Origin of the sequence: Mesorhizobium sp. M7D.F.Ca.US.004.03.1.1 (assembly GCF_003998635.1) — a bacterium.
Lineage (GTDB): Bacteria > Pseudomonadota > Alphaproteobacteria > Rhizobiales > Rhizobiaceae > Mesorhizobium > Mesorhizobium loti.
Window position 1 is genome coordinate 1 of sequence record NZ_RZQG01000351.1, and the last position, 5773, is coordinate 5773.

Here is a 5773-nt window from a genome sequence, read left to right on the forward strand (position 1 = left end):
GCCAAGGTGGAAGCACCCGCAAAGGCAGAGGCTCCAGCCGCCGCCGAGGACAAGGCGGAGGCCACAAAGCCGGCTGCCGCGCCGGTGGCTGCTGCTCCAAAGACGGAAATCGCCGCCGATCCGGACATTCCGGCCGGCACGGAGATGGTCTCGACCACGGTGCGTGAAGCGCTGCGTGACGCGATGGCCGAGGAAATGCGCCGCGATGGCGATGTCTTCGTCATGGGCGAGGAGGTCGCCGAATACCAGGGCGCCTACAAGATCACACAAGGGTTGCTGCAGGAGTTCGGGCCGCGGCGCGTCGTCGACACGCCGATCACCGAGCATGGCTTTGCCGGCGTTGGCGTTGGTGCTGCCATGGCTGGCCTGAAGCCGATCGTCGAGTTCATGACCTTCAACTTCGCCATGCAGGCGATCGACCAGATCATCAACTCCGCCGCCAAGACGCTCTATATGTCGGGCGGCCAGATGGGCGCGCCGATCGTGTTCCGGGGACCGAACGGCGCCGCCGCCCGGGTCGCTGCCCAGCACTCGCAGTGCTATGCCGCCTGGTATAGCCACATTCCGGGCCTGAAAGTGGTGATGCCTTACACCGCCGCCGACGCCAAGGGCTTGCTGAAGGCGGCGATCCGCGATCCGAACCCGGTAATCTTCCTCGAGAACGAAATCCTTTACGGCCAGTCCTTCGACGTGCCGAAGCTCGATGACTTCGTGCTGCCGATCGGCAAGGCGCGCATCCACAAGACCGGCAAGGACGTCACCATCGTGTCCTTCGGCATCGGCATGACCTATGCGGTCAAGGCTGAAGCCGAGTTGCGCGGCATGGGCATCGACGTCGAGATCATCGATCTCAGGACCATCCGCCCGCTCGACCTCGATACCATCGTCGCCTCGGTCAAGAAGACCAACCGGCTGATCGTTGTCGAAGAGGGATATCCGCAGAGCTCGGTCGGCGACCATATCGCCAACCAGGTGTCGCAGCGCGCCTTCGATTTCCTCGACGCGCCGGTCATCACCATTGCCGGCAAGGACGTCCCTATGCCCTATGCGGCCAACCTCGAGAAACTAGCTTTGCCGAATGTCGGCGAGGTCATCGAGGCGGTCAAAGCCGTCACGTATCGCTGAACCGGGCGGGAGGACAAAATGCCAATCAACATCACCATGCCGGCCCTGTCGCCCACAATGGAAGAGGGCAATCTGTCCAAGTGGCTCGTCAAGGAGGGCGACAAGGTTTCGCCCGGCGATGTCATCGCCGAGATCGAGACGGACAAGGCAACGATGGAAGTCGAAGCTGTCGATGAGGGCACGGTTGCAAAGCTCGTCGTTCCCGCCGGAACCGAAGGCGTCAAGGTCAATGCGTTGATCGCCGTGCTTGCCGCCGAAGGCGAGGATGCCGGCGCTGCCGCGAAAAGCGGTGGTGCTGCCGCACCAGCGAAAGCCGAGGCTCCGAAAGCGGATGCGCCGAAGGCGGAAGCACCAAAGGCTGAGGCACCAAAGGCCGAGCCTGCCGCAGCCGCACCCAAGGCAGAGGCGGCTCCGGTTGCCAACGGCCACGCGGCTGGCGAGCGCACCTTCGCCTCGCCGCTTGCGCGCCGCATCGCCAGGGAAGCTGGCGTCGATGTCTCTGCTGTGACCGGCACCGGCCCGCATGGCCGGGTGGTGAAGGCCGATGTCGACGCGGCGATTGCCGGTGGCGGTGCCAAGCCTGCCGCCAAGGCCGCGCCCGCTGGTGCGCCAGTGGCTCCGTCTGCTGCCGCCCCTGCGGTGAAGGCGATGTCGGACGATCAGGTGCTGAAGCTGTTCGAGGCTGGCTCCTATGACCTCGTCCCGCATGACAATATGCGCAAGACCATTGCGCGCCGGCTGGTCGAGGCCAAGACCACCATCCCGCATTTCTACCTGACGCTCGACTGTGAGCTCGATGCGCTGCTGGCGCTGCGCACGCAGATCAATGCGGCAGCGCCAGTGAAGAAGACCGATAAGGGCGACGCACCCGCCTACAAGCTGTCGGTCAACGACATGGTCATCAAGGCGATGGCGCTGGCGCTGAAGGCGGTGCCCGATGCCAATGCGTCATGGACCGAAACCGCCATGGTCAAGCACAAGCATGCCGATGTCGGCGTTGCCGTGTCGATCCCCGGCGGCCTGATCACGCCGATCATTCGGCATGCCGACGAAAAGACGCTGTCCACCATCTCCAACGAGATGAAGGATCTGGCCAGCCGGGCGCGCAGCCGCAAGCTGAAGCCGGAAGAGTATCAGGGCGGCACCACGGCGGTGTCCAACCTGGGCATGTTCGGCATCAAGGATTTTGCCGCAGTCATCAACCCGCCGCATGCGACCATCCTGGCGGTCGGTGCCGGCGAGGAGCGGGCAGTGGTCAAGAACGGCGAGATCAGAATAGCCACCGTGATGTCGGTGACGCTGTCGACCGACCACCGCGCCGTCGATGGTGCGCTGGGTGCCGAACTGCTCGTCGCCTTCAAGCGGCTGATCGAAAATCCGATGGGCATGCTGGTTTAGGACCTGTCTAGGCAGCGAAACCTTCGGGTGGGGCGGCCAGCTGCATCAAAGGATTGCCAGCCCGCCAGAGATCATGAGGCTCGTGGAACGCCGGTTCCGCGGGCCGTAACTGTTGTGCCGTGAGAGCATTTCGCGCGAAGCTGTTGCCTGATCGGGTCGCACACGCGCTGTGTCATCCACCAGTCATATGCGCCGTGCAGGGAGGACGGGACGGGGAGCCGGCCAGGAGCCGGACCGGTCATGCACAGACAGGACAGGAGGTCTCATTGAAGACGCACTTCATCAAGCTGCTGGCCAGCCAGCTGGCGCTCGCGGCAACTTTGTTTGCCGGCGTGGCAAACGCCGAAACGCTGACGCTCTATACATCACAGCCGGAAGCCGACGCGGCCAAGACCGTGGACGCCTTCAAGAAGGCGCAGCCCGGCATCGACGTGACCATCTATCGTTCGGGAACGAGCGACATCCTGACCAAGATGGCGGCCGAGTTTGCCGCCGGCAGCCCGCAGCCCGATGTGCTTTTGATCGCCGACGCGGTCTCGATGGAGCTGTTGAAGAAGGACGACCGGCTGCTGCCCTATCCCGAGGCCAAGCTCGACGGCATCGAGGCGGATGCCTATGACGCCGGCAAGACCTATTTCGGCAGCAAGCTGATCACCACCGGCATCGTCTACAACACCGCGGCTGCTGAAAAGCCGGAGCATTGGGCCGATCTCGCCAAGCCGGCCTATGCCGATGGCCTCGTCATGCCGAGCCCGCTCTATTCGGGTGCGGCCGCCTACCTGCTTTCGGGCTTTGTCGGCGACACCAATTATGGCTGGGATTTCTTTCAGAAACTCAAGACCAACAACACCGTCAGCGTGCGCGGCAATGGCGCCGTGCTGAAGTCGGTGGCATCAGGCGAGAAGCCCTATGGCATCCTCGTCGACTTCATGGCTATGAACGCCAAGAAGAAGGGCTCGCCGGTCGAATTCGTGTTCCCCAGCGAAGGCGTGCCGGCGGTGACCGAGCCGGTCGCCATCATGAAGACGGCCAAGAATGTCGACGGCGCCAAGAAGTTCGTCGACTTCATTCTCTCGGATGAGGGCCAGAAGCTGGCGCTGTCGATGGGCTATCTGCCGGCGCGCGCCTCGGTCGGCCGCCCCGAATGGCTGCCGGAAGGCGTCAAGGTCAAGGTGATGCCGTTCGACACCAAGGCAATCGTTGCCACGACCGACGCCGACAAGGCGAAGTTCTCGGACCTGTTCGGCGGCTGAGCGGGCAATCCCGGCGGGATGCCGTCCCAGCGGCATCCCTGACCGGCAAAACCCGATCGCATCGGCCGATCGATCCCAGGAAACGCAATCATGTCAACACGGATCAGGGAAAGCCGGGGCCAGGAAATGGCCCTGACGGCGGCGGCAGGCATCGTCATCGTCCTGCTGTCCCTGCTGCCGATGCTGCGTCTTATCAAGGAGATCGTGGCACCTGGCGGCACGCTGTCGACCGTCGCGATAAAGGCCGGGCTCGCCAGTCCCGCAACCTGGATCGCAACCTGGCATACGCTGGTCGTCGGCGTTGGCGGCACCCTGCTTGCGGTGCTGTCGGGAACGCTGGTGGCCGTCCTCATCACGCTGACCGACATACGCAGCCGCAGCGCCCTGGTGCTTTGCTATGTCATGCCATTGATGATCGCGCCGCAGGTGACGGCGCTGGCCTGGCTGCAATTGTTCGGCCCGGCAAGCCCGTTCCTGAAGCTCTTTGGCGCAGCACCGCCACTCGGCACCAAAAACCCGCTCTATTCCACGTCAGGCATCATCCTGCTGCTCGGCGTGCAGTATGGTCCGCTGGTCTTCCTGCTGGTGCGCGCCGGCCTGCGCAAGCTGCCGCGTGAACTGGTCGAGGCGGCGCGCGCCGGCGGCGCCGGCTGGTTCACCGTGCTGGTGACCATCGTGCTGCCGTTGATGACACCATCGATCATGGCGGCCGCCGCACTCGCCTTCGTCTCCTGCGTCGGCAATTTCGGCATTCCGGCCTTTCTCGGCATTCCCGCCAATTATCTGGTGCTGCCAACCTTGATCTATCAACGGCTGGCAGGCGGTGGCCCCGCCGTGCTCGGCGAAACCGCGTTCCTGTCGGTGCTGATCGGTGTCATTGCCATGGCGGGCATCCTTGCCCAGGAGGTCATGAGCCGCCGCCGCGACTATCGCATCAGCTCCTCCTCGCTGGCGGCCGAACCCTATGAACTCGGCCGCTGGCGGCCCACTGTCCAGGCCGGCATGTGGCTGCTGATCGTGGTGGTGCTGTTGCTGCCGCTGTTCGGGCTGGTGTTGACATCGCTGGTGCCTGGCTACGGCATTGCGCTCACCGCCACGACGGCGACGCTCGATAATTATCGCTTCGTGCTGTTCGAGCATGACGCGGCCAGCCGCGCCTTCTTCAACAGCTTCTGGCTGTCGATCGCGGCGGCCTTCTTCGCGGTCCTCGTCGCCGTGCCGATCGGCTATCTGATCGCCTGGGGCAAGCAGCGCTGGGTGCGGCTGCTCAACCTGTCGGTCGAGCTGCCCTATGCCTTGCCCGGCGTGGTGCTGGCGATCGCCTCGCTGCTGCTGTTCCTGCGGCCGATCCCGCTGACCGGCATCCAGCTCTACAACACGGTCTGGATCATCCTCTACGCCTATCTCGCCCGCTTCCTGGTGCTGGCGCTGCGGCCGACCATCAGCGGCTATCACCAGATCGACCGGGCGCTGGAGGAGGCGGCGCAAGTGGCGGGCGCCGGGCTGTTCACGCGCATGCGCACCATCATCTTTCCGCTGGTGGCACCAGCGGCGATCGCCGGCGGCCTGCTGATCTTCATGACGGCGCTCAGTGAGCTTACCGTCTCGGCGCTGCTGTGGTCGTCAGGCTCGGAAACGATCGGCGTCGTGATGTTTTCCTTCGAACAGGGCGGCGATTCCAACTACGCAGCGGCGATGTCCGTCATCACCGTCGCGGTCACCTTCGTGCTGATGCTGGTGACCAATCTGCTTGCCCCCTCCCTTCCCAGCGGAGTGCTGCCATGGCGCGATTGAGCCTGGACAATGTGACCAAGAGCTTCGCCAATTTCGATGCCGTCAAGGACGTGTCGATCGACGTCGCTGACGGCGAGTTCCTGGCAGTGCTCGGCCCCTCCGGCTGCGGCAAGACGACGTTGCTGCGGCTGGTCGCGGGATTCGAGAAAGTGACTTCAGGCGAAATCCGCATCGGCAGCGAGGTCGTGTCGGGCAAGGGCGGC

5 protein-coding genes are annotated in these 5773 nt (G+C 64.2%); all 5 read left to right on the forward strand.

Annotation, left to right across the window (positions count from 1 at the left end; translation table 11 throughout):
* Positions 1-1125, forward strand: a 1125-nt coding sequence (locus EN935_RS19465; protein WP_127373537.1) for a pyruvate dehydrogenase complex E1 component subunit beta, incomplete at its 5' end; no start/stop codon positions are given.
* Between the two features lie 18 nt (positions 1126-1143).
* On the forward strand, positions 1144-2523 hold the full coding sequence (locus EN935_RS19470; protein ID WP_127263521.1) for a pyruvate dehydrogenase complex dihydrolipoamide acetyltransferase: 1380 nt from the start codon (positions 1144-1146) through the stop codon (positions 2521-2523).
* A 266-nt stretch (positions 2524-2789) separates the two neighbouring features.
* Positions 2790-3776 carry an ABC transporter substrate-binding protein gene (locus EN935_RS19475; RefSeq protein ID WP_127263523.1) on the forward strand — a complete coding sequence of 329 codons (987 nt, stop codon included), beginning with the start codon at positions 2790-2792 and terminating at the stop codon, positions 3774-3776.
* A 90-nt stretch (positions 3777-3866) separates the two neighbouring features.
* Entirely contained in the window at positions 3867-5570 is a 1704-nt protein-coding gene (locus EN935_RS19480; protein WP_127373538.1) for an iron ABC transporter permease, read from the forward strand.
* On the forward strand, positions 5558-5773 hold a 216-nt coding region (locus EN935_RS19485), incomplete at its 3' end, for an ATP-binding cassette domain-containing protein (RefSeq protein ID WP_164771208.1). The genes EN935_RS19480 and EN935_RS19485, both read left to right, overlap by 13 nt.

Bases quoted from the DNA above. Each gene is read 5' to 3' on its own strand.
- EN935_RS19470 (WP_127263521.1), top strand. From the start codon at position 1,144: ATGCCAATCAACATCACCATGCCGGCCCTGTCGCCCACAATGGAAGAG.
- EN935_RS19480 (WP_127373538.1), top strand. From the start codon at position 3,867: ATGTCAACACGGATCAGGGAAAGCCGGGGCCAGGAAATGGCCCTGACG.